Annotated in this window: 26 protein-coding genes and 1 pseudogene; 15 read left to right on the top strand and 12 right to left on the bottom strand. The window is 70.1% G+C overall.

The genetic code is table 11. The features are described 5' to 3' along the window. Window positions 1-148 precede the first annotated feature (148 nt). The 5 genes from LBW94_RS39885 to LBW94_RS39905 are packed head-to-tail and all read left to right on the top strand — an operon-like array spanning window position 149 to window position 6,267. The gene (locus LBW94_RS39885; protein ID WP_225060721.1) at window positions 149-1,768 is read left to right on the top strand and encodes an AMP-binding protein; all 1,620 of its coding nucleotides are present in this window, start codon (window positions 149-151) and stop codon (window positions 1,766-1,768) included. Next, window positions 1,765-3,228 (top strand): MFS transporter, encoded by a 1,464-nt coding sequence (locus tag LBW94_RS39890; protein WP_225060720.1) that lies wholly within the window; start codon window positions 1,765-1,767, stop codon window positions 3,226-3,228. Before LBW94_RS39885 ends, LBW94_RS39890 begins: the two co-directional genes overlap by 4 nt. Window positions 3,229-3,241: 13 nt before the next feature. Next, window positions 3,242-4,990 (top strand): AMP-binding protein, encoded by a 1,749-nt coding sequence (locus tag LBW94_RS39895; protein WP_225060719.1) that lies wholly within the window; start codon window positions 3,242-3,244, stop codon window positions 4,988-4,990. Further along, a complete protein-coding gene (locus LBW94_RS39900) occupies window positions 4,987-5,973 on the top strand; it encodes a hypothetical protein (protein ID WP_225060718.1) in 987 nt (328 codons plus the stop codon). The genes LBW94_RS39895 and LBW94_RS39900 overlap by 4 nt, the downstream gene beginning before the upstream one ends. Window positions 5,974-6,006: 33 nt before the next feature. Beyond that, window positions 6,007-6,267 carry an acyl carrier protein gene (locus LBW94_RS39905; protein ID WP_225060717.1) on the top strand — a complete coding sequence of 87 codons (261 nt, stop codon included), beginning with the start codon at window positions 6,007-6,009 and terminating at the stop codon, window positions 6,265-6,267. A 57-nt stretch (window positions 6,268-6,324) separates the two neighbouring features. Here LBW94_RS39905 and LBW94_RS39910 read toward each other — a convergent pair whose 3' ends face one another. The 6 genes and pseudogenes from LBW94_RS39910 to LBW94_RS39935 all read right to left on the bottom strand — a co-directional run. Beyond that, window positions 6,325-7,668, bottom strand: coding sequence for an LLM class flavin-dependent oxidoreductase (locus LBW94_RS39910; protein ID WP_225060716.1), 1,344 nt, complete (start codon window positions 7,666-7,668; stop codon window positions 6,325-6,327). A 61-nt stretch (window positions 7,669-7,729) separates the two neighbouring features. Next, window positions 7,730-8,845: an ROK family protein gene (locus tag LBW94_RS39915; RefSeq protein WP_225060715.1), complete on the bottom strand. Its 1,116-nt coding sequence runs from the start codon at window positions 8,843-8,845 to the stop codon at window positions 7,730-7,732. A gap of 83 nt (window positions 8,846-8,928) precedes the next feature. Beyond that, window positions 8,929-9,786 (bottom strand): hypothetical protein, encoded by an 858-nt coding sequence (locus LBW94_RS39920; RefSeq protein WP_225060714.1) that lies wholly within the window; start codon window positions 9,784-9,786, stop codon window positions 8,929-8,931. Window positions 9,787-9,886: 100 nt separating this feature from the next. Then, entirely contained in the window at window positions 9,887-11,035 is a 1,149-nt protein-coding gene (locus LBW94_RS39925) for a radical SAM protein (RefSeq protein WP_225060713.1), read from the bottom strand. 124 nt (window positions 11,036-11,159) lie between these two features. Beyond that, window positions 11,160-11,522: a hypothetical protein gene (locus LBW94_RS39930; RefSeq protein WP_225060712.1), complete on the bottom strand. Its 363-nt coding sequence runs from the start codon at window positions 11,520-11,522 to the stop codon at window positions 11,160-11,162. Between the two features lie 288 nt (window positions 11,523-11,810). Beyond that, window positions 11,811-11,975: pseudogene (locus LBW94_RS39935) on the bottom strand (ABC transporter permease); the annotation flags it as partial. 202 nt (window positions 11,976-12,177) lie between these two features. On the opposite strand from LBW94_RS39935, the gene LBW94_RS39940 reads away from it, so the two are divergent. Beyond that, window positions 12,178-13,386 (top strand): cytochrome P450, encoded by a 1,209-nt coding sequence (locus tag LBW94_RS39940; protein ID WP_225060711.1) that lies wholly within the window; start codon window positions 12,178-12,180, stop codon window positions 13,384-13,386. Between the two features lie 6 nt (window positions 13,387-13,392). Here the strand turns inward: LBW94_RS39940 and LBW94_RS39945 are convergent, their stop codons facing one another. After that, on the bottom strand, window positions 13,393-14,697 hold the full coding sequence (locus tag LBW94_RS39945; RefSeq protein WP_225060710.1) for a TetR/AcrR family transcriptional regulator: 1,305 nt from the start codon (window positions 14,695-14,697) through the stop codon (window positions 13,393-13,395). A gap of 306 nt (window positions 14,698-15,003) precedes the next feature. On the opposite strand from LBW94_RS39945, the gene LBW94_RS39950 reads away from it, so the two are divergent. From LBW94_RS39950 to LBW94_RS39970, 5 genes are all read left to right on the top strand, one after another. Beyond that, the gene (locus tag LBW94_RS39950; RefSeq protein ID WP_255634907.1) at window positions 15,004-15,909 is read left to right on the top strand and encodes a cyclase family protein; all 906 of its coding nucleotides are present in this window, start codon (window positions 15,004-15,006) and stop codon (window positions 15,907-15,909) included. Window positions 15,910-15,943: 34 nt separating this feature from the next. After that, window positions 15,944-17,479, top strand: a complete 1,536-nt coding sequence (locus LBW94_RS39955; protein WP_225060708.1) for a class I adenylate-forming enzyme family protein — start codon at window positions 15,944-15,946, stop codon at window positions 17,477-17,479. Window positions 17,480-17,834: 355 nt separating this feature from the next. After that, window positions 17,835-18,746 carry a class I SAM-dependent methyltransferase gene (locus tag LBW94_RS39960; RefSeq protein ID WP_225060707.1) on the top strand — a complete coding sequence of 304 codons (912 nt, stop codon included), beginning with the start codon at window positions 17,835-17,837 and terminating at the stop codon, window positions 18,744-18,746. Next, window positions 18,743-19,666, top strand: coding sequence for a phytanoyl-CoA dioxygenase family protein (locus LBW94_RS39965; protein ID WP_225060706.1), 924 nt, complete (start codon window positions 18,743-18,745; stop codon window positions 19,664-19,666). The genes LBW94_RS39960 and LBW94_RS39965 overlap by 4 nt, the downstream gene beginning before the upstream one ends. A 96-nt stretch (window positions 19,667-19,762) precedes the next feature. Continuing rightward, window positions 19,763-19,918 (top strand): DUF6131 family protein, encoded by a 156-nt coding sequence (locus LBW94_RS39970; protein WP_225060705.1) that lies wholly within the window; start codon window positions 19,763-19,765, stop codon window positions 19,916-19,918. Window positions 19,919-19,970: 52 nt separating this feature from the next. On the opposite strand, the gene LBW94_RS44635 is transcribed toward LBW94_RS39970, so the two are convergent. Next, window positions 19,971-20,321: a helix-turn-helix domain-containing protein gene (locus LBW94_RS44635; RefSeq protein ID WP_416277053.1), complete on the bottom strand. Its 351-nt coding sequence runs from the start codon at window positions 20,319-20,321 to the stop codon at window positions 19,971-19,973. After that, window positions 20,221-20,574, bottom strand: coding sequence for an FAD-dependent oxidoreductase (locus LBW94_RS44640; RefSeq protein ID WP_416277048.1), 354 nt, complete (start codon window positions 20,572-20,574; stop codon window positions 20,221-20,223). Before LBW94_RS44640 ends, LBW94_RS44635 begins: the two co-directional genes overlap by 101 nt. 38 nt (window positions 20,575-20,612) lie before the next feature. On the opposite strand from LBW94_RS44640, the gene LBW94_RS39980 reads away from it, so the two are divergent. From LBW94_RS39980 to LBW94_RS39995, 4 genes are all read left to right on the top strand, one after another. Further along, a complete protein-coding gene (locus tag LBW94_RS39980) occupies window positions 20,613-21,422 on the top strand; it encodes an alpha/beta fold hydrolase (protein WP_225060703.1) in 810 nt (269 codons plus the stop codon). 102 nt (window positions 21,423-21,524) lie between these two features. Beyond that, window positions 21,525-22,325 carry an alpha/beta hydrolase gene (locus tag LBW94_RS39985; RefSeq protein ID WP_225060702.1) on the top strand — a complete coding sequence of 267 codons (801 nt, stop codon included), beginning with the start codon at window positions 21,525-21,527 and terminating at the stop codon, window positions 22,323-22,325. Window positions 22,326-22,400: 75 nt separating this feature from the next. After that, entirely contained in the window at window positions 22,401-22,823 is a 423-nt protein-coding gene (locus LBW94_RS39990) for an ester cyclase (protein WP_225060701.1), read from the top strand. A gap of 28 nt (window positions 22,824-22,851) precedes the next feature. Then, window positions 22,852-23,631, top strand: coding sequence for an SDR family NAD(P)-dependent oxidoreductase (locus tag LBW94_RS39995; RefSeq protein ID WP_225060700.1), 780 nt, complete (start codon window positions 22,852-22,854; stop codon window positions 23,629-23,631). Window positions 23,632-23,656: 25 nt separating this feature from the next. On the opposite strand, the gene LBW94_RS40000 is transcribed toward LBW94_RS39995, so the two are convergent. The 3 genes from LBW94_RS40000 to LBW94_RS40010 form a co-directional block, all read right to left on the bottom strand. Further along, window positions 23,657-23,947 (bottom strand): hydrolase, encoded by a 291-nt coding sequence (locus tag LBW94_RS40000; RefSeq protein ID WP_225060699.1) that lies wholly within the window; start codon window positions 23,945-23,947, stop codon window positions 23,657-23,659. A gap of 158 nt (window positions 23,948-24,105) precedes the next feature. Further along, window positions 24,106-24,252 carry a hypothetical protein gene (locus LBW94_RS40005; RefSeq protein WP_225060698.1) on the bottom strand — a complete coding sequence of 49 codons (147 nt, stop codon included), beginning with the start codon at window positions 24,250-24,252 and terminating at the stop codon, window positions 24,106-24,108. Then, on the bottom strand, window positions 24,249-24,686 hold the full coding sequence (locus LBW94_RS40010) for an NAD(P)H-dependent oxidoreductase (protein WP_323138045.1): 438 nt from the start codon (window positions 24,684-24,686) through the stop codon (window positions 24,249-24,251). The genes LBW94_RS40005 and LBW94_RS40010 overlap by 4 nt, the downstream gene beginning before the upstream one ends. Window positions 24,687-24,849: the final 163 nt, after the last annotated feature.

Raw genomic sequence — 24,849 nt, forward strand, 5'->3', positions numbered from 1 at the left:
TGTCCGTTCATCTCCGCGACGGCATTCGATGCCGGAACACAGATAGCTTCTGCGACAGGAAGGTTGTCCGAGCCGGGTCGAAATCCGAAGTGACCATGTGGTTTCCGCGTGGTCGTATGCCGAATCGCTGTTGTCACGGAAGAGGCTCATGCGAACGTTGGAAGAAATGCTGCGGGTTCGGGTCGCCGCGGCGCCGGACCAGGCGCCGCTGGAGTTTCCGAGCGCGGGCGGCGCCGTCGCCGCACCGAGTTATGCCGAGCTGTACTCGCGAGTGGAATCCATTGCCGCACTGCTGTTACGGCGAGTGGAACCGGGTGAGCGGGTGCTGCTGGCCTATCCGGCCGGCCCCGAGTTCGTCGCGGCCTTCTTCGGCTGCCTGACGGCCGGGGTCGTCGCGGTTCCGGTGCCGCCGCCGCTGCCGGGGCCGATGCGTGACCGGTTCGGCCACATCGTGGCGGACTGCGACCCGGCGTTGATCCTGACGGCCGGTGCGTGGAGCGCGCTGTTCGACGCAGGCGTGACGCCCTGGGCCGCCTCGGATGTCGAGGCCGTCGCCCCGGCCGGGGCCGGGGCCCTGCCGGCGGTGGCGCCGGGCGATCTCGCCTATCTCCAATACTCCTCGGGCACAACGGGTTCCCCGCGGGGCGTGCGGGTGACCCACGCCAATGCGCTGGCCAACCTGGCCATGCTCGCGTCGATGTTCGCACCGGGACCGGAGGAGACCACGGTCGGCTGGATGCCGCACTTCCACGACTTCGGCCTGGTCGTCCAGCTGCTGGCCCCGATCTTCGACGGTCGTCGCAATGTCGTCATGGACCCGCTGGATTTCGTGCGCTTCCCGAAGCAGTGGCTGCACCGGATCAGCGGGTACCGAGCGCAATTCGCCCCGCTGCCCGCCTTCGCCTGCCGGATGCTGTTGCAGCGGGTGCCGGTGGCGCAGCGCGCGGAATTCGATCTGTCGAGTCTGCGGGCGATCGGCGTCGGGGCCGACACCGTATCCCACGACGAGTTGCGGGCCTTCGCCGACGGATTGGCCGATACGGGCCTGAATCCGACTGCGCTGCTGCCGTGTTACGGCATGGCCGAGGCCGTCGCGCTGGTGGCGTCCTGCCCACCGGGCACCCCGTGGACCACGACGCGGGTGAGCCGGGACCTGCTGTCGACCGGCGTGCTCGTCCCCGGCTCTGGCGATCTTGCACTGATCGGCAGCGGCGTGCCGGCGCCGGGAATCCGGGTCCGGATCGTGGACCCGGTCACCCGCGCCGACCGGCCGGACGGTCACACCGGTGAAATCCTGCTCGCGGGTGACAACATCAGCGCCGGCTACTGGGGGCGGCCGGACCCCGCGGTGGTGCTCGACGGCGTGCGCTATCTGCCGACCGGCGACCTCGGGGCGATGAATGCGGGCGAGTTGTTCGTGCTCGACCGCCTCGCGGACCTGATCACGATCGCCGGCCGTCACCACTACCCGTTCGACCTCGAGCGCACGGCCGCCGCTGCGGCGGGCGTGCCGGTCCGGCGCGCGGTCGCCTTCGGCGTCGCGGACGCGGTCGCGCTCGTCCTCGAGGTCGACGGTGCGCAGGTGCCGGACCCGGAGGCGGTCACGGCGGCCGTCGCCACGGCGGTGGCGTCGAGTCACGGTGTCCCCGTCCGGGACGTGACCCTCACCGCCACCGGCACCATCCCGGTGACGACGAGCGGGAAGGCCCGGCGCGGCGTGTGCCGGGAGCGTTACTCGTCCGCCCGGACGACGGCGGTGGCGCCGTGAGCGACACCATCGTCTCGGCCGATCCGGCTGCGGGACAGGGCAAACGGTTCTCGCGCTACGCGGTGCCGCTGATCTGCCTGGCCCAGTTCATCGTCGTGCTCGACGCCACCATCGTGAACGTGGCACTGCCCTCGATCGGCCGGTCGCTGCACGTCGGCGGCTCCGGTCTGGCGTGGATCGCGGACGGCTACGTGCTGACCTTCGGCGGGTTGCTGCTGCTCGGCGGCGGCCTCGGGGACGTGCTGGGCAAGCGGCGGGTCTTCCTGTCGGGCATCGTCGTGTTCACCGCCGCGTCGCTGGCGTGCGGGCTGGCCGGCAGCGGCGCGCTGCTCGTCGCGGCCCGGCTGGTGCAGGGCGTCGGCGGCGCGATGATCAGCCCGGCCGCGATCTCCCTGATCGCGACCATGGTTCCGGCGGGACGGGCGCGCACCTCGGCGCTGGCGCTGTACGGCGCGATGGGCGGGCTGGGCGCCATGATGGGCGAACTGCTGGGCGGCATCCTCACCGGGGAAGCGTCGTGGCGCTGGGTGTTCGGGGTCAACGTCCCGGTGGGACTGGTGCTGCTGATCGCCGCGCCGCTGGTGCTCAGCACGCCGCCGACGATCCCGCGACGGCTGAACGTGCTCGGCGCGCTGCTGGGTACGGCGACGCTGATCACGGTGGTGTACGCGCTGATCCGGGCCGGCGATCAGGGCTGGGGCGATCACGGGACGCTGGCGGCCCTGGCGGCGGCCATCGTGCTGGTCGCCGGTTTCGTTGTCGCCGAGCGGTTGTCGGCACAGCCGATCGTGCCGGTGCACCTGTTCGCCAACGGCAGCACCCTCCGGGCCTGCCTGACCTACCTGCTGGTGTTCGCCTTCGGCTATCCCGCCAAATTCCTGCTGACCCGGCTGTGCCAGGACGTGCTCGGCTACAGCGCATTACGAACCGGACTGCTGTTCCTGCCCGCCGGCGCCGCCATCGTGCTCGCCACTCTCGTTGCCCGGCGGGCGCTTCCGAGGATCGGTGCGCAGGCGGTCGCGTTCGCCGGCGCGATCGCGTCCGTGGTGAGCGGGCTGTGGCTGATCAGCGCGGGCACGCACGCCTCCTACCTGGTGAACCTGCTCGTGCCGCTGATCGCGCTGGGTGCCGGTTTCGGACTCTCGGCGGTGTCGAACACCGTGCTCGCCATGGACGGTCTCGGACCGGCCGAGGCGGGCGCGGGCGCGGGCCTGTTCACCACGTCCGGCCAGATCGGCGGCGCCCTCGGCATCGCCGCGGCGACATCGATCGCGTCGACGATCGGCACACATCGGATGCTGTCCGGATCCGCGGTCGGCGACGCCCTGGTGGCCGGGTTCCGGCCCGCCTTCGCGGTCGTCGCGGTGCCGGCGGCCGCGGCCGCCGTGATCAGCGTCCTGCCGCGCCGGGCCCGCCCGGCCGCAACCCCCGCCGATTCGCCGAATTCGGCTGTCTCCTAGAAGGATTCGCACCATGCTGCTCAACGACTGGCTGTCGGACCCGAGTGCCGACCGCGGAGTCCACGTCGCCGACGGCGCGGACGGCTGGACGTATCGGCCCTACACCGAACTCGCCGCCGCCGCGGCCGCGACGGCCGCGCACCTGCGCGCGGCCCGGATCGCCCCCGGCGCGAACGTGATGCTGTTGTTCGCCCGGCAAGCCGACTTCATCGCAGGGTTCTTCGGGACGCTCGGCGCGGGCTGCACACCGGTTCCGGTGGCCCCGCCCGCCGCGTTCGGCAACGGTGCACGCTACAGCGCGCACCTGACCACCCTCATGCACCGCAGCGGCTGTGCGGCGGTGCTGGTGGACGACAGCACGGCCGCCGTCGCCACCACGACCGCCGCCACCTGTGCGCCGGTGCCCGCGGTGCTGCGGGTCGGCGCCGAACCGGCCGACGCGCCGGCGCGGCCGGACGCCCGCGCGATCCCGGATCTGGCGCTGCTGCAATTCACTTCGGGCTCGAGCGGCACCCCGAAGGGTGTCCGGGTCACCCGGGACAACCTGTGCGCCAACGTCTCCGCCCTGCACCGATGGATGGGGATGTCCGCCGGCGACAGCTCGGCGCTGTGGCTGCCGCACTACCACGACATGGGCCTGATGAGCCTGTTGCTCGGGGTGACATCGCAGATCCCGTTGTGGCTCATGACGCCCCAGCAGTTCATCCGCGACCCGCTGCGGTGGCTGCGCTGCCTCGGCGAGGACGGTGCGACGCTGACCGGCGGCCCGCCCTTCGGCTACCTCTACGCGGCCCGCCGCGTGCAGCCGGAACAGCTTGCCGGAATGGACTTCTCGCCGTGCCGGGTGGCCGTGCTCGGCGCCGAGCGCATCGATCCCGCCGCGGTGGCCGAATTCGTCCGCGCGGTCGAGCCGTTCGGATTCCGCACCGCCGCACTGATGCCCGCGTACGGTATGGCCGAGACCACGCTGATCGCCGCCGGCGTCACCGTCGGCGAGGAATCGCTCATCCGGGAGCTGTCCGAACCCACGGTCCGCATCGGTGAGCCGGTGAAGTTCGGGGCGACCGGAATCCTCGGGGCGGACGCACCGCACACCGGAACCTGGCTGACGGAGTGCGGCACCCCCGCGGCCGGGACGCGGATCGAGATCATCGACGAATCCGGAAATCCGCTGCCCGAGGGATATCTCGGCGAGATCCGGGTGCACGGGACCTCGGTGACGGCCGGTTACCACCACGGCGACGCCGACCCCGGCGGCCCGGACGACCGCTTCGCCGGCGGCGGTTTCCGCACCGGCGACTCGGGCGTCCTGGTCGAGGGCAGCCTGTTCGTGATCGGCCGCATCGGCGACAGTCTCAAGGTCCGCGGCGCCGCGGTGCACGCCGAGGACGTGGAACTGGAGATCGCCCGCGAACTCGGTCTGGTCACCAGCCAGGTCGCCGTGCTGCTCGGCACCCTCGATCTGGTCGACACCGCCGTGATCGTCGTACAGGCGGACCTGGACGACGACCTCGTCTCCCGCATCACCACGCTGATGGCGGCCCGCACGTCGGACGCAGTGGCCCTGGTGATCGTTCGGGCGACCTCCGGGGCGATCCAGCGCACGTCGAGCGGCAAGCCGCGGCGCCGGGTCATGTGGCAGGTGGTCACCGACGGCCGGCTGCCCGGCATGCTCGTCCACACCACCTGGCGCGCTGTCGCACCGACCCCGCCACCCTGGGAAACCCACACCACGATCCACCCGGACGGAGACGCCGCATGAGCGCAACCGAACTCGTCGACGACCTGGACACCGCCCTCACCGACGAGCCCGCCCCCGGCCGCACCGGCGATTCCGCCGGCGCGCGTGCGCTCTACGACCGCTGGGAGAATCAGCACTGGACCGTGGCCGCGCTGGATTTCGACCGCGACCGGGTGGTGTGGGAGCAACTCGGCCCGCATCATCGCGCGGAACTGCTCGGCGCGCTGGCCGAGATCGAGATCGGCGAGGTGTCGGTCACCGCCACGCTCAGCTCCCTGGTGGAGCATGCGGGAACCGAATCCGATCAGCTGTATCTCGCCACCCAGCTGGCGGACGAGGCCCGGCACGTCCTGTTCTTCCAGACCTATCTGGACCGCGTCGCGGGGGTGGGTTCGGAGTCCGAGCTCGCCGCCATGCGGACCCGGACGGACTACGGCCACTACTTCGACCCCGAGTTGCGGCGCGTCACCCGTGCGGTGCACACCAGCGGTGGCGACCCGGTCAGCTGGTGCACAGCCTCGGTCTACTACCACCTGGTCACCGAAGGCGTGCTGGCGGTGACCGGTCTGCGCACCAACCGCAGGCGCGCGAAAGCGCTCGAACTGCACACCCTCGACGAGGGCCTGACCAACGTCACCCGCGACGAGTCGCGGCACATCTCGTTCGGTGTCCTGGCGGCGCGGCGGGCCGTCGCGACCGGGCTCGCGCAGCCGCTGGTCGCGGCGTATCTGGACGCGGTCGGGCTGGCCGCGATCGTGCTGGTCGCGCCGCACGCCCGGCAGCACGTCCCGATGATCCGGGCCGCGTCGAACTATCTGGGGGCACAGTTGCGCGACGCCTGGTCGACGGCGCGTGACCGGGCCGTGCGGCAACTGGGCAGCATCGGCTTGGCGCAGTACGGGCCCGCCGCCGCGGCGGCCTTCGACGCCGGTGTCGAAACCGGACTCGACCGGTACGCCGAGATCTGGGGCCGGCCGCATCTGGTCCGGCTGACCGACGCCTGATCATCCGAAGTCACGACAGCAGGAGAAGACACCATGAACGACAGCATCTCGGCCCGGGTGCGGGCCATCGTCGGCCGGTTGGCCAAGGTCGATCGGGAGATCGGCGGCGACGATCGGCTCATCGAGGATCTGGGCCTGAGTTCCATGGCGCTGGTGGAGCTTTCGGTGGCGCTGGAATCAGAGTTCGACCTGCAGCCGGTCGGCGGCGACGAGGCGCCCGCGGACCTGGCGACCGTGGCTGACCTGGAAAAGCTCATCGCGGCAGCACAATCCAGCGCCACGCCGGCGATCTGAGGCGGCTCCCGGCCCGGGCCGCCGGCCGGTGACGGCTCGGCGCACCGGGGCCGGTGCTCAGCTCACCGTGACCGGTTCGGCGAACCGGTTGGCGGGCCGGTCCAATCCGTAGTGACCGCGCAGCGTGGTGGCGGTGTACTCGGTGCGGAACAGCCCGCGCCGTTGCAGGATCGGGACCACATCGTCGACGAAACGCTCCAGTCCGGAGGGCAGCACCGCGGGCATGATGTTGAATCCGTCGGCCGCGCCCGCGTCGAACCACTCCTCGATGGTGTCGGCGACCTGTTCGGGGGTGCCGACGAAGGTGCGGTGCCCGCGACCGCCGCCGAGGCGGGCGATCAACTGCCGCAGCGTGAGATGTTCGCGGCGGGCCAGATTCACGATCAGCGTGTAGCGACTCTTGGCACCCTCGATCTCGTCCTCGCCGCGCAGCGTGTCGGGCAGTTCGGCATCCAGATCCAATTCCTCGACGGGCAGGCCGAACTGGCGGGACAGCTGGGCGCGGGCGAACTCCGGCGAGATGAGGCGCTCCAGTTCGGCATCCAGTGCGCGGGCCTGTTCCTCGGTGTCGCCGATGACCGGCACGATGCCGGGCAGGATCTTGATCGTGTCGGGGTCCCGGCCCGATTCCACCGCCCGCCGCTTGAGATCGGTGTAGAACGCCTGCCCGTCGGCGAGGGTCTGCTGTGCGGTGAAGACCGCCTCGGCGTAGCGGGCCGCGAAATCCTTGCCGTCCTCCGACGAACCCGCCTGCACGAGCAGCGGATACCCCTGCGGCGGCCGGGGTACGTTCAATGCGCCTGCCACCCGGAAGAATTCGCCGTCGTGCGCGACGGGGTGCACTCGCGACGAATCGGTGTGGATGCCCAGTTCCTTGTCGGCGACCGTGGTGTCGTCCTCCCAGCTGTCCCACAGTTTGGTCGACACCTCGACGAATTCCGCGGCCTTCTCGTAGCGGCGGCGATGTTCGGGCGCGCCGTCGAGGCCGAAGTTGCGCGCCGCGTCGTCCCCGGCGGTGGTGACGATGTTCCAGCCGGCCCGCCCGCGGCTGACCCAGTCCACCGAGGCGAACCGCCGGGCCAGATTGTAGGGCTCGTTGTAGCTGGTGGAGGCGGTGGCGATGAGCCCGATGCGGCTGGTCTGCACCGCCACGGCGGTCAGGATCACGGTGGGCTCCAGCGTACCCAGCGGCCTGCGGCCCGGATCTCCCTGTAGCGCCGGACCGTCGGCGAAGAAGATCGAGTCGAGTTTGCCGCGTTCGGCCAGCTGGGCCAGCCGGACGTAGTGGTCGATGTCGATGTGGGCGTGCGGATCACTTTCCGGCAGCCGCCAAGCGGCCTCGTGATGTCCGACCGACATCAGGAAGGCATTGAGGTGCAACTGCTTTCGGTTCCCGGACATATCGATCCCTTTCGCCTTCACCTGCTGTCGAAAAGATCGTCGCCAATGGGATTGTGGGCCGTCAATTTTCGTTCGACTTAAAATAACGCGGATTCGAATGGGCCAGGGGAGCGGCGAATATCTCGTGCAGCGCCACCGCGCCCGCGGACAGTTCCAGTACCCGCCCGTCGAAGGACGTGGCGATCACCACCTTCTCGGGCCGGTCGCACACCGCCGAGAATTCCCGCACCGCGGCCAGATACGCCTCGTACACCCCCGGCACCGCATCCAGTGCCCGGTCGACCACGACCACGGTGTCCGGGTCGATCAGATCGATCAGCACGGCCAGCAACTGGCCCAGGGCCCGCGCCCGCTCCAGCAGCAGGGCCCGCGCGGGTGTGTCACCGGCCGCGGCCGCAGCTACCAGCGCGGCGAAGTCCGGATGCGGCGACCGATCCAGCAGCGCCCGTTCGGTGTAGTCGCCGAGTGGGCGTGGCGCGCCGCCGAGCATCCGGCCCAGTGAGCCGGCGCCGGACCGCGGCCCGTAGTGGACACTGCCGTGCACGGCCAGCGCGGCATCGATCACGTTGCCCACGAACAACACCACCGCACAGTCCGCCCGGCCGACCTGACCGAACAACCGCTCGGCGTGGACCAGTCCGCGCGCGTGGCTGTCCAGACCGGTGGGCAGCCCGGTGCGGGCGGCCAGCCGGTCGCGCACCGGCACATCGCGCCAGCCCAGCGCCGGATGTTCGACCACGGTGCCGCTGTCGCGGTCCACCCAGCCACCGGTGGCGATTCCCAGACCGAGGACCCGTTCCCCGATCTCGCTGCGCCACTTCAGGACCCGGTCGGCGGCGGCGTCCAGCACGGTGCCGGGACCGGCGCCGCGATGTGGGATGCGATCGGTGCGCCGCACGATTCCGGCCAGATCCACCACCGCCACCGAGGTCACCGTCGCGGCGACGTGCACCGCGAGCACCACGTTCGAGTCGGCGGCCAGGGCGAGGGGATTGGTCGGCCGGCCGACCGCGCCGCCGACCCCGGGAAGTTCGGTCAGCAGCCCTGCGGCCAGCAGCGATCGGCTCGCCGAGGTGACCGTGGCCGGGGACAGCCCGGCGTGGCGGGCGACCGCCGTCCGCGGCGCCGGGCCGAGATCCAGTACCGCCCGCAGCACAGCGCCCGCACTGTCCGCCATCGCCGTCTCCGTTCGTCCGGCGTCAGCCTAGGCAGCGGCCGCACGCGTGGCCATGCTTCGGCGCAGCAGGATCGGTACTCGCGCTACCCCGGCGCCACGAACCAGCCCCGGCAACTGAACTGCACGTCGATCTGCCCGTGCGGTTCGGCGTAACCGTCGTGGAGCATGTTGTCGGTGGGTGCGATGTAGGCCTCGCCGGGGTGGACCACGAGCCTCGTGACGGGGTAGCGCGGGAACACCGTCATGAAGCGCTGCCCCAGTGCGAATCTCGGATCCGCGGCGCCGTCGAGCAGATCGCGCTCGCGCAGGGCTGCCGCCATCACCCGCAGGGGCGCGTTGACGAACAACAGGTAGCGGTCGCGGTGGCCGAGGTTGGCGGAGACGCGGTTGGCCGCCGCCGCGCGCTCCGCCAGCGGGCCGTCGTCCCAGCTGTCGACGTGCAATCCGACTCGGCGGCCATGACTTCCGGTGGTCATGGTCGGGTTGCCGGCGGGGGTCCTGCCGTAGAGGAACGGGGTCCGGGTGCCCGGCCGCGCCGGGTCGGTCAGGCCGGTCGCCCAGCGCAGCGCCTCGACCAGTGCCACCCGGCCGATCGGGCCCTCGATCAGGGCGTCCACGGCGGCCGCGTCGCCGGTGGCCGATGCCGCGCGCAATTCGGTGCACGCCGCCAGCACCCGGCCGGGGACGGGGACGACGGCGATCCAATCACCGGGCAGCGCACCGGGTCCGGGCGTGCCGGAGAGCACCGCGCGCTCGTGCCGGGTGGGTGCGCGCCACGGCGCGCGGGGCACGAAGCAACCCTCTGAATAGGTGTCGGCACAAGAGGTTTCGGCCGCGGGCCGGACGCCCGCGCTGAGCTCGGCGCGGTCCGCGGCGGGGAGCGTGAGCGTCAGTCCCCGCAGCAGTGCCGGGCGCCCGAGATCGGCGAGGTGGTGGGGCATGGCGCTCTCCTGCGCGGTGTCGAGGTGTCTGGCCGGAAGTGACTGTGCGGCAACGAGATGATGCGGATGGTGTGCCGGGGGTGACTGTGCGGCAACGAAATCAGGCGGTCGCGCGCCAGCGCGCCACGGTGTGCGGCACCCGATCGCGCAGTTGATCGACGATGTAGGTGATCATCGGCCGCCCGGTGCACAGCAGGGTGCCGTGGCCGTCCTCGTCGCGCTCGCGGGCTTCGGTCTCGGCCACCAGGGCGCCGCCACAGGCGTCGAAGAAGGGGCAGGACAGGCAGTTTCGCGCGACCCGGCGTTCGGCCTCGACGGCGCAGCGCTCGAAGACCGGACCCGCCAGCAGGTCGGCGAACGGTTCGGTGAAGACGTTGCCGATCGACCACGCGCGGTCGCCGTAGGGTTCGCCGTAGGTGTAGCAGGAGCCGTCGGTGTCGACGAGCATGACGGGCAGCCATTCGCGGCGGTCCCGGTATCGCGGCCCGTGCTCGCCCGCGAGGTAGCGGGCCGCGATCCGGACGTAGTCGTCCAGGGGAGCCGGCGGCCGCTGCAAGGTGTCGCCTGCCAGCCACAGCTGCACCAGCCGTGCCAGTGCGGCGAGTTCCTGTTCGGTGCTCACCTCGAACGGGGTGGTCTGGCCGGGCTCGCCGGTGTCGAACAGCGGCAGTACGCGGAAGTTGAGGTTGCGTGCCTCGAAGAACCGGAAGACCCGTTCCACGGCGTGGATGTTCTGCGCGGTCAGCACCGAGATGCATCCCACCGGCACACCGGTGGCCACCAGCGCGTCGAGGTTCGCGGCCACTCGTTGCTGGGAGTCCCGGCCCGCCAGGTTCACGCGCAGCCCACCGGCCACGTCGAGCGAGACGCCGACGGAATCGAAACCGTCGGCCAGCAGTTGCCGGCGTTCGTCGTCGAGCACCGTCAGATTCGTCTGCACACTGTTCGAGGTCGCGATCGCCGCGCCGAAGATCTCCCGCTGGTCGGCCAGCGTCTGCCGGTAGAACTGCGCCGGTTGCATCAGCGGTTCGCCGCCGTGCCAGATGAAATCCAGTGCCGTGCGGGCTCCGTCCCGCTCGTCGGCGGCCTGGAAATGGTCGCGCAGGTTCCGGTACATGGTGAGGAGCTGCGCACGGGACATGGCCGCACGGTTTCCCAGCTCCGGATACTCGTAGCAGTATTTGCATCGCAGGTTGCAGAACTTGGAGACCTTCACCACGATCTGCATGTTCCGGGTGGTCGAATTCATCTGAGCGCGCTCGTTTCTCGCGAGTCGGGGCACACTGCCCGCACCCGCCGCCGAGTCGCCCCGGCTCGACGGCGAGCGTGGAACATGCGGTGCCCCGAGGACATCGGCAGATCTATCGGACGGACTACGGATCGATGATCTGGACGAAGCCCGTGGGCGCCTGCCGGAACGGCTCCACCTGGTGGAACGGCTGTCCCTGCCGGAACGGACCCTCCTGGAATTGGTTGAACTGGTGGAACGGATTCGGCACCGCGTCGTGCTGTACGCCGTCGGCGGACACGGGCTCCGCCGACGTGGGCTGATCGAGCACGGTCGCGAGATGGGCCTGGGCCGCGGCCCCGACCACGGTGCTGTCCGCCGTGGGCAGGATCGCCGCACCGGCCGGACCGGCCAGACTCATGGCGATCGCCGGCGCCGCCGCCATCGTCGCGGCGATGCCGGCGAGCCGCGCGATCGCCGCCGCGCGGCCGCTGTGTGAAGGTGACATGTGGACTCCTCCGATCGTGCCCGGTCGGCTCCAGAAGCCTTGAACTCCTTGTGAATTCAGCCGGACAATCACAGATATGACCGTGGGTTACACGATCGGATCGGAAGCGGGCCACGGCCCCGGGTCATGTCGGTGATCACCCGGACCGTCTCGCGCCGGTAGTGCACCAGCGTGTACGGCACCGACGAGATCACCTGCCAGCCGAATCCCAGTGCGAAACCCAGGGATTCGATCGTGGCCAGCGGGCGGACCCGATGCCGGAGCCGGGCCGGCCGGCGCAGGCCCGGCGGCGGCGTTCACACCGTCGGCGACGCCGCGCGGGCCGCCCTTCGCCTCCAGCCCGCGCCGGCAGGCGATCACGACGACCAGGAAGCCGAAGATCGCCGCCTTCACCAGCGACACCCAGATGTCGACGGGACTGGTGAAGGAGCCGAACGAGGCCCAGTGACTGCCGGACGACGCCCTGGACAGCTGGGCCGGTCCCGCCGCGGAGGCCGAGCCGCAGCAGCGCGACCCCGTCCCGAATTGGCCTCCGACCGAGAGTGATTGACCCGCCGCGGCCGTGCCGATACGCTCTGAACAAATCTTTGGTAGTGGCTGTGGCCGTGGGCACCGCGCCGGCTCACCGCACGCCGGGCAGGGAAGGCGTCGACTGATGGACGGAACCACGGACTCGGATGTCTACTACGATCCCTACGATTTCGCCATCGACGACGATCCCTATCCGGTCTGGCGATGGTTGCGCGACGAGGCTCCGCTCTACCACAACGAGAAGTACAACTTCTACGCGCTGAGCCGCTACGACGATGTGGCGCCGGCCATCACGGACTGGCGAACCTTCCGTTCCGGTAAGGGCACCGTCCTGGACGTCATCACCAGCGGGGTCGCGATCCCGTCCGGGCTCGTGCTGTGGGAGGACCCGCCGCTGCACGACATGCACCGCAAGATCCTGTCGCGGGTGTTCACCCCCCGGCGGATGGCGGCGGTCGAGCCCATCGCCCGCGCCTTCACCGTGGAGGCGCTGGATCCGTTGCGGGACACCGGTTCCTTCGACTTCATCGAGAATCTCGGCGCCCGGATGCCGATGCGCACGATCGGTGCGCTGCTGGGCATCCCGGAGCAGGATCAGCAGATCATGCGCGACACCACCGACAAGGCCATCACGCTGTCCTCGGGTGCGCCGTCGACCGGTCGCGTCGTGAAGGAGTTCACGCCACCGAATCTCGAGATGATCGCCGAGTACGTGGAATGGCGGGCCCAGCATCCCACCGACGACCTGATGACGGATCTGCTGCACGCCGAGGTGGAGGACGAGGAGGGCAACACCCGCCGCGCCCTCACCCGCATCGAGGTGCTCACCTACATCAGCATGATCATGGGCGCGGGCAGCGAGACCACCACGCGCCTCATCGGTTTCATCGGTCAGTTGCTGTCCGACCATCCGGATCAGCGCCGCCGCATCGCCGCCGATCGCGCACTGATCCCGAACGCGATCGAGGAGGTGCTGCGCTACGAGGCGCCGTCCCCGGTGCAGGCCCGCTATGTCGCCGCCGATCGGGAGTACCACGGTCACACGGTGCCCGAGGGGTCGGTGATGTTGTTGCTCAACGGATCCGCCAACCGCGACGAGCGCCGCTACCCCGGCGCCGACACCTTCGACATCGACCGGCAGGCCACGCATCTGAGCTTCGGTCAGGGCCTGCACTTCTGCCTCGGAGCGGCGCTGGCGCGGATGGAGGCCCGCGTCGCCCTCGACGAGGTGCTGACGCGGTGGCCGGACTGGGAGGTCGACTACACCCGCGCGGTCAAGGCGCACACCTCCAGCGTGCGCGGCTGGGCCACCCTGCCGGCGCTGACCGCCTGATCGCGGTCAGCGTGCGGTGACGACCCCGCGTAAAGTGGTGTCCCGCACCAGCAGTTGCGCTGCTCGCGGCCCGATGTCGGCCAGGATGTTCTCCGGTACCCAGCTCGCACCGATCACGCAGCGGGTCAGCATCTCCTGCGACGGATGCTCGATCGCGATCTCGCCCGACCGGATGCCCTGGGCCAGCAACGATTTCATCTGCCGGATGCGTTTGGCGAAGTGCCAGCCCGGATTCGGGGTGTCCGGCGGCGACTGCCGCATCCAGGCCAGCTGGATGCGGAACTCGTCGCCGAACCGCGCGAGCATGTTGGTGTTGATCCAGCTGAGCGCGTCCAGCTTCGCCACCGGCGAGGCGTCGCAGCGCAGCACGTCGGTCCAGCCGATGGCGACCTTCTCCCCGAAGGACCGCATGATCGACGCCAGCAGCTCCTCCTTCGAGCCGATCAGCCGGTAGACCGACCCGGTGCCGAGCCCCGCGGCCGTGGCGATGTCGCGGACGGTGGTGCCCTCGTACCCCCGGCGGCCGAATTCGGCGCGGGCGACCGCGCGGATGTGGGCCGTCTTGGCGTCGGCGCCGTCCTCGCCGTCGCCGGCCCAGCTCCGGACGACCCGGTCGGCGGCCAGGAACGCCGGTGAACCGTCCAGCGCGGCATCGTCGAGCGGGCCGGTGGCCAACCCGTGCAACAGGATTCGGCAGAACACCAGGGCGACCTGGTCGGCCGGGGCGTGGTGGCGGATGACATCGAGGCCGACGTACAGCATCGTCTGGGTGATCCGGTCCGCCAGCAGCGGCGCCTCGATACCGGCCGCGAGATCGCCGTGCACCCGGGCGGCGCGCAGGGTCTGCGTCATCACCTCGAGCAGCACCGTCGGCCGGCGCCGGGTGAGTTCCACCAGTGCGGGATTGGCGGCGGGGCCCTCGTAGAACGACATCTGCAACGCCGCGCGATGCGCCACCGCGCACCGCGCGATCGCGACGGCGAGATCGGTGACCCGATCCAGCGGTGGCCGGGCGTCGTTGTCCTGCAATGTCTCCCGGGCATGCCGGGCCACCTCGTCCAGGTCGGTGTGATAGCGCTGCAACAGCTCGACCAGGATGGCTTCCTTGGATTCGAAATGGTGGTACAGGCTGCCGGGCAGAATGCCGCAGGCGTCGGCGATCTCCTGGAGCGAGGTGCGCAGGCCGGTGGACGCGATCAGCGCGGCGGCGGTGTGCAGGATCTCGGTGCGGCGGGTGCCGTCGTCGGCGGCGTACCCGGCGCCGACCGGCTCCAGCGCGGGTTGCCCCCGGCTTGCCCGACTCCGTACCACGGCACCTCCACACCCGCTCGATCCCGGTCACAGGTGCCCGCCGGGCTGCCGTGGTGACGACACCAACTCTTTGGTTCAAGGTAGCAGAGCAGGGGACACGTCCGGGTCGCCGGACCGCCCGCACGGATACCGGACGATCCGCGAGATCGGCGCCGGTCCGGTCGGCGGCCCAGTTCGCCGGCCTGTTGACAGGCGGTGTGATCCCGGACATACTCGCTCCTGTCCCCAAACATGACATGACTGTCACGTCACTAAATGCATTCACGGACGGACGAGGAGGTCCTGGTGAGCGAAGTTGCGCCGGATATGCGCGAACTGGGCGCAGAACTGCGGAACTGGGGTCGGTGGGGGGCCGATGACGAACGCGGAACCACCAACCTGATCACGCCGGAGGCCCTGGTGGCGGCCGCGCGGCTGGTGCGCACGGGCAAGGTCTTCGACCTGGGCATCCCGCTCGACGGCGACGGCCCGCAGCCGGGTGGCAACCGCATCAACCCGATCCGGCTGATGTCGGAGAACGGCCAGGAGCAGGTGCTGCCCGGCGGCTTCAAATGGGCCGACGACTATGTGTTCATGCCCCTGCAATCGGCGTCCCAGTACGACGCGCTGGCCCACGTGCACTACGACGGGCAGCTGTACAACGGCCACGACGGCGACGCGGTCACCGTGAAGGGTGCGGGGCGCTGCGGGATCCAGACCCAGTCGAAGGGCATCGCCGGTCGCGGCGTGCTGCTGGACATCGCGCGGTTGCGCGGGGTGGACTGGCTGGCCGCGGGCGAGGTCGTCACCGCCGACGAACTCGACGCCGCCGAACGGGCACAGGGCGTGCGGGTCGGCCCCGGTGACATCGTGCTGATCCGCACCGGCTGGCGGGCGAAGTTCCTGGCCGAGCGCGATCCGCAGGCGTTCATGGCGGGGGAGCCGGGCCTGGGCCTGTCCACCGCGCGCTGGTTCAAGGACCGCGACGCCGCCGTCGTCGGCTCGGACAACTGGGCCGTCGAGGTCATCCCCGGCGAGCACGAGGGCGCGCTGTTCGAACTGCACATGGTGCTCATCCGTGACATGGGTATGACGCTGGCGGAGCTGCTCGACTTCGAGGAGCTGGCCGCCGACTGCGCGGCCGACGGCGTCTACGAGTTCTTCTACGCGGGGCCGCCGCTGAAGTTCACCCGCGGTGTCGGGTCGCCGATCAACCCGCTGGCCATCAAGTAGCGGCGCCGACCCCTCCGCATCCGAAGGACCACCCATGCTTTTCCATGACATCCTGCGGCGCGTCGCGACTCGCACCCCCGACCGAATCGCGGTGCAGGACATCGACACCGGAGCGACCCGCACCTATCGGGAGCTCTACGAGCGCGCGATCCGGCTGGGCAACGGGATCCGTACCCTGGCCGGTCGCGGGGACCGCATCGCGATCCTGTCCGAGAACAGCCTCGAATACGTCGAGGCGTACTACGGCATTCCGGCGGCCGGCATGGCGCTGACCATGCTGAACTACCGGCTGCATCCGAAGGAATGGGTGTGGATCCTCAACAATGCCCGGGCCCGGGTGCTGCTGGTGGCCGCGCCGTACTACGAGGCGATCGCGGAGTATCGGGATCAGTTGGTCACCGTCACCGACATCGTCGTGATCGGCGATCCGGTGGACGGCGTGGCCGGGTACGAAAGTTTCACCGGGCCCGAGCATTCCGCGCAGCCCGCGACGGACACCACCGAGGACGACATCGCGTGGTTGCTGTACACCAGCGGGACCACCGGATTCCCGAAGGGTGCGCAGCTGTCGCATCGCAATCTCGTCACCGCGGTGGTGCAGTCGGCGCTGGAGTACGAACTGTCCGAGGACACCGTCTATCTGAACGCCATGCCGCTGTGCCATGTCGCCGGATATCTGGTCCCGACGAATCTGTTCAAGGGTGGCCGGGTGCTGATGATGGCCGGCTGGGATCCGCAGCGCTGGATGCGGACGGTGCAGGACAACGCCGTCACCAGTGGCGGTTTCGCGCCGACCATGATGACAATGCTGCTCAATCATCCGAAGCTGGCGGAGTACGACCTGTCCAGCCTGCGGTGGATGGGCTACGGAGCGTCGAAGATTCCGGTGGAGGTGCTGCGGCGGACCATCGAGCACTTCGGTCCGATCGTCTACGCCGGGATGGGGATGACCGAACTCGGCGGCAACATCCTGACCCTGGACCGGCAGGCGCACATCCGTGCCGCGCACGGCGAGGATCATCTGCTGGACGCCGCCGGCAAGCCGATGGCGCTGGTCGACGTCCGGATCGTCGACACCGCGGGGCAGGAGTGCGCCGTGGGCGAGGTCGGTGAGATGGTGATCCGCGGAAATCAGGTCATGCGAGGCTATTTCGGTAATCCCGAGGCCACCGCGGAGGCCTTCGAGGGCGGCTGGTTCCACACCGGCGACCTGGCCCGGCAGGACGCGGAGGGCTTCGTCTACATCGTGGACCGCACCAAGGACATGATCATCTCCGGCGGCGAGAACATCTATCCCAGTGAGGTCGAGAACGCGATCTACACCCTGGCGGACGTGGCCGAGGCGGCGGTGATCGGCACTCCGGATCCGGTCTGGGGTGAGCGGGTCACGGCGGTCGTGGTCACCCGGGACGGCGCGACGGTGTCGCCGGAGCAGGTCGCCGCGGCCTGCAAGGACCGCCTCGCGTCCTTCAAGCAGCCGCGGGAGGTCGTCTTCGTCGACGAACTGCCGAAGACGGTCAGCGGCAAGATCCGCAAGGCGGAACTGCGCGCCCGCCTCGCCGACGGCTGACACCGCATCGGCGCTGCCGCCGCGGCCGGACCCCGGCCGCGGCGGAAGTCGTTCCGGCGCAGTACCACCCGGCCGCCGGAAGGTTGCCGGTCGGCGCCGGACGCTTGCCGGGGATGCCGCCGATTGGCTAGAATGGGTAACGGTTGTCCTGCGGGAAAATTGGTGCCGGTCGCGAAATATGTTGCGAGTAGCGGCGATTGTCGTCGATGAGTTCGAATATTCCTGCGGCCGTTGGTTTCTTGTCCGCTCTGAGACATCGATACGTTGTCTCTTCTGATCATGGCAGTGGTGGGGCTTCTCCCGTGCGGTCGTTCGGTGCGACCGCGCGTGAGTACCGGAGCGACGGAGATCGAAAATGGTATCCGATATCGGTGAGCATCAGGGTGCGTCGGCGGATGCGGTCCGCCATCATTACGACGTCGGCAGCGAATTCTACCGATTGTGGCTCGATTCCGAGCTGACCTACTCGTGCGCGCTGTGGGCCGACGGCGACGAGGACGCCGACGACGCACTGGATCTGGCGCAGCGCCGCAAGCTCGACTATCTCCTGGACGGCGCCGGGCTGACCACCGCTGATCGCATCCTCGACATCGGTTGCGGCTGGGGCAGTCTCATGCGCCGCGCGGCCGGGCGGTACCCGCAGGCGCGGGTCACCGGCCTCACCCTCAGCCGCGACCAATTCGACTACGCCCGTACCCATCCGGCCGACCGCATCGACGTCCGGTTGGAACACTGGAATGCACACCGCGGCGAGCGGCCCTACGACGCGATATTCTGCATCGGCGCCCTCGAGCATTTCGTCAGATTCGGCCGTTCCCGGCAGGAACGTACCGCCACCTACCGGGCGTTCTTCACGCACTGCCACGATCTGCTCCGTCCCGGTGGCGGTCTCGTGGTGCAGACCATCGGCAAGGGTAACCGTCCGCTGGACGAGAATGCCCTGGCTGATGTGCAATTCCTCGCCGACGAGATATTTCCCGAATCGGAGCCGCCGCGGCTGGCGGAACTCGCGCATGCCGCGGAGAAGCTGTTCGAGATCCGATCGGTGGTCAACGATCGCAGTCATTACGCGCTGACGTGCGCGCACTGGCTGCGCCGGTTGCGGGCCCGGCGCGCCGAGGCGGAACGCATCGCGGGCGCCCGCGTCACGGAGGCCTACGAACAGTATCTGGCGGCCTCGATCCGGCAGTTCGAGCGGGAACACCTCGTGCTCTATCGGATCATGTTGCGGAAGGTGTCGCCGGAATCCGCTGGGGCACAACCGTGACCGCCCCCGGGCCGGACACCGGCGGTGACGTCATCACCGATCTGGACGAACTGCGCGTCGACCTGGCCCGGCAGTACCGCGCCACCCCCAGCGCGGGTGCGGCGGTCGATCCGGCCGTGGTCGACGCCGACCTGGCCGCCCTCGACCGCGACGGATACGTCGTGCTGCCCGGCCTGCTCACCCCCGCCCAGTGCGCGGCCGTCCGTGCCGAACTCGCCGGGCTGCTCGGCCACACCGGCCGGAACACCTTCGAAGGCAAGCGAACCCAGCGCGTCTACACCCTGCTGGAGAAGACGCGCGCCTGCGACCGGCTCGTCGACCATCCGCGGGTGCTGGCACTGCTCGACCGGCTGTTCCTGCCCAACTATCTGCTCTCCCAGCTCCAGGTGATCAACATCCTGCCCGGCGAACAGGCCCAACTACTGCACCACGACGACGGCTTCTATCCGGTGCCCCGGCCCCGGCCACCGCTGAGCGCCGCCACCATGTGGGCCGTCGACCCCTTCACCGAGACCAACGGCGGGACTGTGCTCGTACCCGGCAGTCACCGCTGGGGCGACCGGTCACCGGCCGACGTGGATGTCCGGACCAGCACGCGGATGCCCGCCGGTTCCTGCGTGTTCTATCTCGGCACCCTCTGGCACGGCGGCGGGGCCAATCGCGACCATACCGCGCGGCTGGCGGTGACCGCGCAGTACTGCGAGCCGTGGCTGCGGCCGCAGGAGGCGTACACGTTGTCGACCAGCCGGGAGACCGCGCGCCTGGTGTCCGAGGACATTCGCCGCATGCTCGGCTACAGCATCCACCCGCCGTTCATGGGCGCGGTCGACGGCATGCATCCGAAACGCCTCCTCGGCAGCGAGGCACCCTCGTCGGGACCGCCGGATGCGGACAGGGCCTCGGTGCGTCCGCCGGCGTGACCGAGTCGTGTCCTGTGGCCGCTGCATGGTTCGGTTCCGGCGGGGTAGCCGCAGGTCGTGGCGGTCCGCCGGACCGTCGCTCCGTGAGGAGGAACCATGATCGTCCTGGGCATCATCCTGCTGATCATCGGCATCGTCGCCGGAATTCCGATCCTGACGACCATCGGCATCATTCTGCTGGTCGTGGGTGCGATCCTGATGCTGCTGGGTGCCGTCGGCCGGCCGATCGGCGGCCGCCGCCACTACTACTGATCCCGGCGATTCGGGTGACGGCCCGGACGGACCGCCACCGTTGCCGCATGTCTCAGTGCCCGGGTGCGGCCCAGGCCTCGGCGATACCGATATCGGCCGCCCGCTGATCGGAACATGCGGCGAGCTGGTCGCGGGAGGTGATGCCGCGTTTCGGGAAGATCCGGTCGAGGTGGGAGCCGACCGTGCGGGGCGACAGATACAGCCGCTCCCCGATCTCCCGGTTCGACAACCCCTGCGCGGCCAGGCGGGCGATCTGCAATTCCTGGGGTGACAGGGGTCCATCTCGAGCTCGGACATCGCGGTCACCTCGCCCGGCAACACCTGCACGTCGCGCCGCTCGCGCAGGATCGCCCGGACCGGCGGTGCGATACCGCCCTCGGAGAGAATGCCGGTCGCGACCTATAGAGCAGCGGCCGTAATTGGTGGTACGGCGCGCGGTCGATGAGCGTCACCTCGACCGGTGCCCGTCGTACTGTTCTGGCGGCGAACAGTCCGGCCAGCCCCGCGCCGATCACGGCCACCCGATGCGCGGGGCCGGTGGAACGAGATGACGTAGCGAACATGTCCGTCACCTCAGGTCGCCGACGGCGGTCGGGGCTTCGGCCATCTGACCGAAGCCCGGCTCGTACCGCACTGCCTACCGTCGGATACGACATCGCGACCGGCGGCGTCGAAGACCGAAGGGCGAAGTGCTATGGGTATCGGATTTGGCTGGCGTACAACGGTTCTCGCGGCGGCGATCGCGCTGTCACCGGTACTGCCGCAGACCGTGGCCGGTGCCGCGGCGGGGCCCGCGCCGACGATCGTGTTCGTGCACGGCGCCTTCGCCGACTCCAGCGGCTGGGACGCGGTGATCGCCGGCCTGCGGCAGCGCGGCTATTCCGCTGTGGCGGTGGATGATCCGCTGCGCGGCGTGGCGAGCGACGCCGATGCCGTACGGGCCGCCCTGCGGGCGATACCCGGGCCGATCGTGCTGGTCGGGCACTCCTACGGCGGCGCGGTGATCACCAATGCCGCCCGTGGGGTGCCGAATGTGCAGGCACTGGTGTACGTCGGCGCCTTCGTGCCGGACGAGGGTGAAAGCATCACCACCGCAGTCGATCCGATCCGGTTCCCCGGTGCCCTGCTGGGCCCGGCGACCATCGACGTCCACCCGCGCACCGACGCGCTCGACGCCGACGTCTACATCAAGTCCGAGGATTTCGCCGCCGTGTTCGCCGCGGACGTGCCCGCCGACCGGCAGCGGGACATGGCCGCCACCCAGCATCCGCTGGCGCTGTCCGCGCAGTTGGACCCGTCCGGCCCGCCGGCCTGGCGAACCGTGCCCAGCCGGGACCTGATCACTCTGGACGACAAGGCGATTCCCCCGGCCGGGCAGGAATACATGGCCGAGCGCGCCGGCGCCCGGGTGGAACGGGTGCACTCGTCGCACGCGGTGATGGTGTCGCATCCGGACGCCGTCGTGCAGATCGTGCTCGACGCGGTCGCCGCCGACCGCCCCTGACAGCCGACCGGATCACGATCGTCAGTCGATCGACTGAAGAAGCCGGGCCGACCGGCTGGCGATGATGAAGCAAACCCGCCGAATTCGAGAAGAGAGACGACAATGACCGACAGCAAGCGCCCGGTGGTATTCATCCACGGACTGTGGCTGCACCCCGATTCCTGGCAGCCGTGGGTGGAGCGGTTCGCCGCCCACGGCTACGCCGCCGTCGCCCCGGGCTGGCCCGGCGTGGCCGCCACCGTCGCGGAGAGCCGCGACAACCCGGAGGCCATTGCGGACAAGGGCATCGACGCCGTGGACGCGCACTACACCGAGATCATCGCGGGCCTGCCCGAAGCGCCGATCGTCATCGGGCACTCCTTCGGCGGCATGATCGCGCAGAAGCTGCTCGGCGAGGGCACCGCCGCGGCGGCGATCGGCATCGACGCCGCGCAGATCAAAGGGGTACTGCCGCTGCCGCTGTCGTCGCTGCACGCGACGCTGCCGGTGTTCCGCAATCCCGCGAACATCCACCGGGCGGTGGAGCTGACCGAGGACCAGTTCCGCTACGCGTTCGGCAACGCGGTCCCCGAGCTGGAATCCAAGGAACTGTTCGCGCGGTTCGCGATTCCCGCGCCCGGACGGCCGCTGTTCGAGGCGGCCGCGGCGAATTTCTCGCTGCACTCACCGGCGAAGGTGAACACCGACCGCGACACCGGGGCGCCGCTGCTGCTGATCGCCGGTGGCCAGGACCACACCGTGCCCGAGGTGATCACCAAGGCGACGCTGAAGCAGTACCGGCACACCGACGCCCCGACCGACCTGATCGAATTCCCCGACCGCGGGCATTCGCTCACCATCGACAACGGCTGGTCCGAGGTCGCCGACGCCTGCCTGCACTGGCTTGCCGAACAAGGCTTCTGAACCCGTCGACCCCGAACGCCGGCGGGGTGGCCACCGTCGCCCACCTCGCCCGCCCAGGCATCCGAGGAACCGCACATGTCCGACGCCGACCAGAAACGCCTCGTCCTCGCCTACCGGTGGTTCACCGAAGGCTGGACCGTCGACATCGATCTCGCCGACACCCTCTTCAGCACCGACCTGGTCACCAACGGGGTACCCGTCGGCATCGAGGGGCCGAAAACGCGAATCCGTGAGCGGCTGATCGGCTTTCCCGATCTGACGACCTCCGTGGAGCGGCTCGTCGCGGCCGACGACACGGTGGCGATCCACCTGATGTGGTCCGGCACCCACACCGGTGCCTACGGCGGTGTCGAGCCCACCGGCCGCCGGGTCACCATCTCCGATCTGGCGCTGTGGCGCTTCGACGGTGATCTGGTCGTCGAAATCCGCACTCTCCAGGATCAATTCGGCCTGCTGAAGCAGATCGGCTACCTGCCCGACAGTGTCCGGGCGGCCTGATCCACACCCACCCGAGAGGAGCACACCCATGGGAACCGATCTGCACGGCCGCATCGCCGTGGTCACCGGTGCCAGCCGCGGTATCGGCCTGGCGGTCGTCCGCGCACTGGCCGCCGACGGCGCCTTCGTCATCGCCGGGGCCCGGAAATTCGGGCCCGAACTCGACGAGGTGATCGCCGCCGGTCGAGTCCGTTGTGTCACCACCGATCTGACGGATCCGGCCGCACCGGCCGAACTGGTGGCGGCCGCCGGTGAGCGCATCGACATCCTGGTCAACAACGTCGGTGGCGCCCCGCCGCGCACCGCGGGATTCCTCGCGGTGACCGACGAGCAGTGGCAGACCACGCTGGAGCTCAACCTGCTCGCCGCGGTCCGGACCACCCGCGCCGTGCTGCCCGCCATGCTCGCCACCGGCGGCGGCAGCATCGTCACCATCGGATCGGTCAACGCGAGCCTGCCCGAGCCGCTGGTGGTCGACTACAGCGCCGCCAAGGCGGCGGTGACCGCGTTCACCAAGGCGGTCTCGAAAGAGTACGGCCCGCAAGGGATCCGGGCGAACATCGTGAGCCCCGGCCCGGTGGCGACCGACCTGTGGCTGGCCGCCGACGGGGTGGCGGCGACGGTCGGCCGCACGACCGGCAGCACCCCCGAGGAGGTCGCCGCGGGTGCCTCCGCCGCCATGGTCACCGGCCGGTTCTCCACCCCCGAGGAGGTCGCCGCCCTGGTCCTGACCCTCGCCCGCGACCTGGGCGGCAACATCACCGGCGCCGAATTCCGTATCGACGGCGGCTATGTACCCACCTGGTGACAACGACACCGCGCGGCGGTGACGATCACCGGCGCAGCAGCTCCGCGAGCATCGCGGCGGTGTCGGCCGGGGCCTCCTCGGCCATGAAATGTCCTGCGCGCGTGGTGACATGGTGCAGGTCCGCGACCCAGGGCCGCCACACCGCGGCGGCGTCGAAGCCGAGCACACTGCCCCAGTCCTGCTGGAGGACAGTGACCGGCAGGGTGAGCCGGTGGCCGGCCGCGAGGTCGGCCCGATCGTGTTCGATGTCGATCGTCGCCGTCGCCCGGTAGTCGGCGACGATCGACGGTACGGCGTTCCGGCAGTCCGCTCGCACGTCGGCCGGACCGACCAGATGTCGAGGAAGTGGCCGAAGAACGCGTCGGCGCTGTGGCCGATCAGCTCCTCGGGCAGGCCGGCGGGCTGGGCCATCAGGTACAGGTGGACGGCCGAATTCTGGCGCGGCGCCGAGGAACTCCCCGGCCAGGAGCCGTCTCAGGCCGCGGCGAGCGTGCCGATACTCGTGGCGAGTTGGCGTGCGCGGGTGTGGGATTCGACCAGGGACGCCTCGTGCAGCGGCAGCAGTGCGGCGAATTCCGGGACGTGCGGAGCCATGGTCAGTTCGGGGGTCAGGGTGGTCACGTCCAGGCCGAGAACGGCGGGGCCCAGTACGGTTTCCAGCGTGGGAACCAGGTGGTCCATGCCGTGCCTGGGGTGCCGGGACCGTAGCCGCCGCCGCGGGCGGAGATCACCACGGCCGGGCGGCCGGTGGCCGGCGGGGTGCCGGCGGGGTCGAGGGTGCGGCCGACGACCATGATCTGGTCCAGCCACGCCTTGAACACCGACGGCATGGTCAGGTTGTACATCGGTACGGTGAACAGGTACGCGCTCGCACCGAGGAATTCGCCGATCAGCTCCTCCTCGAGCGCGGCGGCAGCGGCCTGTTCCGGGGTGCGGCCGGCGGGTTCGGTGGTGCGGGCGGAGATGGCCGCGGCACTCAGATGCGGCACGGGTGTGGCGGCCAGGTCGCGATGAACGACCGCCCTCTGCCAGGCGTCCCGGAACGACGCGGCCACCTGGCGGGAGACCGAGGCTTCCCCGAGTGAGGATCCGGGAACACCGGGCCGCCGCCGAGGCCCCGGCGGCCGCGCCCCGCCGCAGAAAACGCTGACCGTCAGCAGGAGGCCGACTCGATGTCGACGAGACGGCGGCGTGCTGACGGCAGCAAGAGTTCCCGGA

It is taken from the genome of Nocardia sp. alder85J (assembly GCF_020176955.2).
Classification (GTDB): Bacteria; Actinomycetota; Actinomycetes; order Mycobacteriales; family Mycobacteriaceae; genus Nocardia.

Bases quoted from the DNA above. Each gene is read 5' to 3' on its own strand.
- LBW94_RS39990 (WP_225060701.1), top strand. From the start codon at position 22,401: ATGTCCGACGCCGACCAGAAACGCCTCGTCCTCGCCTACCGGTGGTTC.
- LBW94_RS39930 (WP_225060712.1), bottom strand. From the start codon at position 11,522: ATGTCACCTTCACACAGCGGCCGCGCGGCGGCGATCGCGCGGCTCGCC.
- LBW94_RS39960 (WP_225060707.1), top strand. From the start codon at position 17,835: ATGGTATCCGATATCGGTGAGCATCAGGGTGCGTCGGCGGATGCGGTC.
- LBW94_RS39905 (WP_225060717.1), top strand. From the start codon at position 6,007: ATGAACGACAGCATCTCGGCCCGGGTGCGGGCCATCGTCGGCCGGTTG.
- LBW94_RS39980 (WP_225060703.1), top strand. From the start codon at position 20,613: ATGGGTATCGGATTTGGCTGGCGTACAACGGTTCTCGCGGCGGCGATC.
- LBW94_RS39970 (WP_225060705.1), top strand. From the start codon at position 19,763: ATGATCGTCCTGGGCATCATCCTGCTGATCATCGGCATCGTCGCCGGA.
- LBW94_RS39995 (WP_225060700.1), top strand. From the start codon at position 22,852: ATGGGAACCGATCTGCACGGCCGCATCGCCGTGGTCACCGGTGCCAGC.
- LBW94_RS39955 (WP_225060708.1), top strand. From the start codon at position 15,944: ATGCTTTTCCATGACATCCTGCGGCGCGTCGCGACTCGCACCCCCGAC.
- LBW94_RS39895 (WP_225060719.1), top strand. From the start codon at position 3,242: ATGCTGCTCAACGACTGGCTGTCGGACCCGAGTGCCGACCGCGGAGTC.
- LBW94_RS39900 (WP_225060718.1), top strand. From the start codon at position 4,987: ATGAGCGCAACCGAACTCGTCGACGACCTGGACACCGCCCTCACCGAC.
- LBW94_RS39915 (WP_225060715.1), bottom strand. From the start codon at position 8,845: ATGGCGGACAGTGCGGGCGCTGTGCTGCGGGCGGTACTGGATCTCGGC.
- LBW94_RS44640 (WP_416277048.1), bottom strand. From the start codon at position 20,574: ATGTCGTATCCGACGGTAGGCAGTGCGGTACGAGCCGGGCTTCGGTCA.
- LBW94_RS39950 (WP_255634907.1), top strand. From the start codon at position 15,004: ATGCGCGAACTGGGCGCAGAACTGCGGAACTGGGGTCGGTGGGGGGCC.
- LBW94_RS39940 (WP_225060711.1), top strand. From the start codon at position 12,178: ATGGACGGAACCACGGACTCGGATGTCTACTACGATCCCTACGATTTC.
- LBW94_RS39920 (WP_225060714.1), bottom strand. From the start codon at position 9,786: ATGCCCCACCACCTCGCCGATCTCGGGCGCCCGGCACTGCTGCGGGGA.
- LBW94_RS39910 (WP_225060716.1), bottom strand. From the start codon at position 7,668: ATGTCCGGGAACCGAAAGCAGTTGCACCTCAATGCCTTCCTGATGTCG.
- LBW94_RS39885 (WP_225060721.1), top strand. From the start codon at position 149: ATGCGAACGTTGGAAGAAATGCTGCGGGTTCGGGTCGCCGCGGCGCCG.
- LBW94_RS39925 (WP_225060713.1), bottom strand. From the start codon at position 11,035: ATGAATTCGACCACCCGGAACATGCAGATCGTGGTGAAGGTCTCCAAG.
- LBW94_RS39985 (WP_225060702.1), top strand. From the start codon at position 21,525: ATGACCGACAGCAAGCGCCCGGTGGTATTCATCCACGGACTGTGGCTG.